The sequence below is a fragment of the uncultured Methanobrevibacter sp. genome (assembly GCF_902770715.1).
GTDB lineage: Archaea > Methanobacteriota > Methanobacteria > Methanobacteriales > Methanobacteriaceae > Methanocatella.
The window spans coordinates 1-4,520 of record NZ_CACXTS010000060.1; the positions used below are offsets into that span (position 1 = coordinate 1).

The window sequence follows — 4,520 nt, forward strand, 5'->3', positions numbered from 1 at the left end:
GATTTGTCTGAATCTCAAATAGAGAGCCAGATAAATAAAGTAGAGGCTGACTTAAAAAAATATTTCTATTGTCCTAAGTGTGGAAAAAAAACTCAGATATCTTCAGCTGTTATCAAAAGGAAAAGAATTAATACAAGAGTTAATATTGATAATGCTGCTATGCCAGGGTGGATGAAATTAAAGGCAACATCAGAATTCTCTTATATAAGGTTTTGCCCAAAGTGCTCTGATAGTACAGATAATATCTATATTAGAGAGTATGTTAAAGCATATGACGGAAACGCTATAGTCAATAATATTGAAAGTAAAAATACGAAAAGAGATTCTGGTTGTATGAGCCTGATTACAACAATTGTTAGTATCTTATGTATATCTGTATGGTTTATTTGTTTAATTCTTAGCTAATTTGTTATGCCAGATAATCATTATAATGGGTTTATAGCTTCTTCAACGAAACAGCGTTATGACGAAATTCTGAATAATCCTCTTGTCTTCTGTAAATTTGGACAAACAAATATACAGGATGATATAGGTTTTAGCCATAATGTAGAAGGATGGAGTTCGTGTGATTCCACAATTAGCTTTCATGCAAATGAAAAAGATTTGCCGCCTGACGACAAAAGAAGAAGGCTGTTTGTTGTAGGGAAACCTATTTTGTCAAATGGAGAGGTTGACCAAAAGAAAGAAGATCAAGATATTGTTAATTTTGAAATAACAGAATTCGATACTAATAAAGTTTCTAATTGGATTCTTGTTTTTAAAGATTGTATTTATAACTATAGAAGTGGAAATAGTCGCCATTGCCATATGACATTGTTCTGGGCCTTATACATTACAAGCTGGCAAAAAGATACTATCAAAGAAGCATTAACAAATACATCTAATGAAGACCTTCAAATAGTATGTTCATATATAAGTGCAAACATTTTCGCGTTTTCTGTTGACAGTCAATATAAGCTTATAGAAATCTTAAAAGCCTATAATCCTAATCTCAAACTTGTAGGTATTCCTGATGTCGAATCCGCTCTTAAGGAACTGTCACCTTCAGGTGATTTTACAACCTTTGGATTTTATCAGAAAATAGATTATATTTTAGCATATGGTAAAAATCAACAAGAGTTAGAACACCTTAAAAAGCTCTATACTACTTCCCGAAATGGTTTGATTTATTTCAAATATTGGATGTCACATGCAGGCAACAAATTTTACAACTATAACTATCTAGAAGTTATTTACACATATGTTGACTGTTTTACACAGTTGTCTATTGTAAAAAGATACCTACATGATATTCGTTTAAATCTAATTGCTCCTGACTTTAATCTGATTGAAAATTTGCGAGATATTATATATCAGGCATATGTTGATATAAGGTATTTTATTTCTACTCCAGGTGATAACATTGATTTGGTCGCTCCAATGTTCTGTGACACATTACTGACATTAAAGAAAACAGATGGAGCAAAAATTCAAAGTTTTAATGGAATTTTGGATTTCGCAGTTGGCCACAGTAACAAAGCTTATCCAAATATTGATTTAGGTGTGAGATATTTTCTGCCGTCTTGTGATGGTGGTTTAATGCATAACTCGTCGTTTTATGGTTTTATCCATTATGCAGAGATTTATACATTCGATGATTCAAAATTGACTGAAGACAATTTGAAACATACTGCTGATTTTTTAATTAATAAATATGCAACTCGTCAATATCATGATATTTGTAAGGGAAATAATATAGAATTGACAGAATCTGAAATACAGAATTGTAAAAAAATTATTTCTTCTTTTATAAATAAACAAGAAAATGGAAAATTTGTTAAGCAAATTGTAAAATCAGCTTGCCCAGATATTTTACACGAACCTATAAAACCGTATGTCTGGAAAAGAACACCTGGATCATCTGATTCTATTTTAAGCCTATTTATAGAAGATATAGAATCAAAAGAGTTTCTTCGATATGAAGATATTAGCTTGGAAAGGCTTAAAAAATCCTTAGAGAAATGGGGAAGAAAATATCAATCTTTCTCTTTTATGAATGGATATCCACCGGAATATCTGCAAAAAAAGGAAGTAGCATATCACATTGTTGCTTCTTACTATTCGCCTACTTCTATGGAAATATACCCCAATAATGGTATGTTTTATTCAAGCAAAATAAGCTTATTAGGTGTATGGAATGCAAATGAAATTGCACCAAATCAAAATCCTGCGGAAATAGCAGCAAGGGCAGAATCCTCAATTGTATATTCAAACACTTTTGATTCCTTGAAGAAAATGTTTCCTAATGCAGAATTAGGTGAAGATTTTATAAAACTTCCTTACGATAATACGGAGCTAAGCAAAATTAAAGCATACTACTATTATCGTCAGCATGAATTTGATCCGGAAAAAAGTTATTCAAAGCTGCAATACTGGTGTAGAGAATTCCTCACGCCGCGAAAGATTCAAGGAGTTTTCTATTGTACTCCAATCGTCGCTAATACTAGAGAGAAAGTTTCTAATCTTCCTTTCTTTTGGTGTAGAAGTAATGAATGCTTCTGTAATGTGTTGGGTAGACAAACTTTAGAAAAAGAAAAAGATTGGAGACAATATACGCTATACCATGCTGCAGAAATACTAGGTTATAAACTTATTGATGTTACTTCTGAGGGTAATATTCCGACTGAAGCCGTATCTAATTTTGCAGGAGAAGTAGTGCAGGCAGAGAAGTTATATGCTCGTCTTATTTGTAGAAGTTGTGGCCATATGATTTTCTCTACAAGAGGCTCCTTGCTGAATGGTAGCAGATTCTTCTCATGTGCTAACAGTCAGTGTTCACAATACAGAAAAGAAATCTATCTAAGCCGATGCAATAACTGCAAAAAAGGTTTGATAGATAGTAGGGACAGTAAGAGATGTGAGAATAATTGGGTTATCTGTCCGTCCTGTTTAGCTTGCTGTAACGATAATTTGTTTAATCTATTAATTGAAAAGCATAGAAGAAATGGTAGAGTACCGCCCAAGCTGAAAGAGTGTGAAGGAAAGGGACATAATGATAAGAATCAATTCTTCTGTCCTAAATGTGGCACACAGTTAGAAAATATTGTAATAGAAGAAAAGGTTAGATTAGATAGTGGTACTGAGGACATAATTCAAACTGAAGTTTTTGGATGTCCCCAATGTAGGCAATCTTATGAACGTGAGTTAAAAAGATTTAGAGAAAGTAACAAATAATTTAAGATAATTATTTTGATGATACTGTTTATTCTATATGTTGATAAATGAAGCCAAAAAATAATATAGTACATTGTTACGGATGTCATAGGAGCAAAATGCTTTTTGAAACGAAAGCGAAAGCAGACAATTTCATCAAGTATAACAAGGATAATATACTTGAAGAAAATGGATTTGCCCCTGTTCGTAGTTACTATTGTGAATTTTGTTGCGGATACCATGTCACAAGTAACTCTTCTACTGCTGTTGGAGAGATGATAAACGAAAAGGAACATGAAATTTTAATGCAATTTGATTCTTCGATATTGGTCGAAAGTGAGTTCAATAAGTTTTATAATGATGCTTTAAGCAAAATAGATCAGGCAGAAAGTAATCTATTAGTTGGCGACTTTAGTAAAATAGAAAAGCTTAGCGAGGAAATTGGGAATTTGAGGACCAAATACAAGGTGCTTCATCATCTTCCAAATAAAAAGAGAGAAAAATTTGTAAACATTACTAAGAAAATCGAGGCTTTAGAAAATTTGGCATCTAAAGTCAAAAGTATCATTAATAAAGATGAAAAAGAAATTAATAGTTTCCTCTCAATTGATAATCCGACTGAGGAACAATCCAAATTGATTCAGATTGTCAAGGGGTTCTTATTAACCAATTATGTCGTTAAAGAAATAGAAAGGATAGAATCATTTGTAAAAGAAGGGGAAATAGAAAAAGCTTTTGAATATAAAGAAAATCTACGCCTTTATGTATGTTCCAGAATAGACATAAGGAAATCAAAAACAGAATGTAACAAGAAAATTAATGAATTAGAACATATAATAAGTCAAAAAAGGAAAGAAATAGAAGCAAATACACCTATTTCAGAAGAAGAGTCTCCTATATCTGTTCGTGCAATGGATGAAAAATCATACAAATCTAAAGTTCTTGAAATCATAAATATACTGGAAGAAATAAAGAGACTATATGATGATGGTGACTTCGATACTTGTGAAACGAAGATAGATATAGCTGATTTCATATTAAGCGAAATTTGTACAGAAGACGATAATACCAGAACTCTTAAGTTGTTGATAAATAAGTGGAAGCAAATATTTACGAGCGATAATAAATTTTACGAGATCTAAGTTGGGAAAAAGCGATATATGAAAAGAGACGGCGAACCATTTGGAGCGCCGTCTTTGTTTATTGAGCATTTCGCTAAATGCTGGCATAAAAAGGCAATACATGGTGCAATCCCTGCACTAGTACGTATGCACTTCAGATTAAATTAATGGTACAAAGATAAATCTTTTCCAAGATACCACCAAACA

General features: G+C 32.1%; 4 protein-coding genes. All 4 read left to right on the plus strand.

Annotated elements, in window-relative coordinates; genetic code table 11:
- The coding region (locus tag QZU81_RS10415) for a hypothetical protein (protein ID WP_295591674.1) at nucleotides 1-405 on the plus strand (405 nt) is incomplete at its 5' end.
- A gap of 6 nt (nucleotides 406-411) precedes the next feature.
- Complete coding sequence (locus QZU81_RS10420; protein WP_295591676.1) at nucleotides 412-3,213, plus strand: hypothetical protein; 2,802 nt, start codon at nucleotides 412-414, stop codon at nucleotides 3,211-3,213.
- Between the two features lie 98 nt (nucleotides 3,214-3,311).
- Entirely contained in the window at nucleotides 3,312-4,334 is a 1,023-nt protein-coding gene (locus QZU81_RS10425) for a hypothetical protein (RefSeq protein WP_295591678.1), read from the plus strand.
- A gap of 18 nt (nucleotides 4,335-4,352) precedes the next feature.
- Nucleotides 4,353-4,481, plus strand: coding sequence for a hypothetical protein (locus QZU81_RS10430; protein WP_295591680.1), 129 nt, complete (start codon nucleotides 4,353-4,355; stop codon nucleotides 4,479-4,481).
- The last annotated feature ends 39 nt before the right edge of the window (nucleotides 4,482-4,520 follow it).

Bases quoted from the DNA above. Each gene is read 5' to 3' on its own strand.
- QZU81_RS10420 (WP_295591676.1), top strand. From the start codon at position 412: ATGCCAGATAATCATTATAATGGGTTTATAGCTTCTTCAACGAAACAG.
- QZU81_RS10425 (WP_295591678.1), top strand. From the start codon at position 3,312: ATGCTTTTTGAAACGAAAGCGAAAGCAGACAATTTCATCAAGTATAAC.
- QZU81_RS10430 (WP_295591680.1), top strand. From the start codon at position 4,353: ATGAAAAGAGACGGCGAACCATTTGGAGCGCCGTCTTTGTTTATTGAG.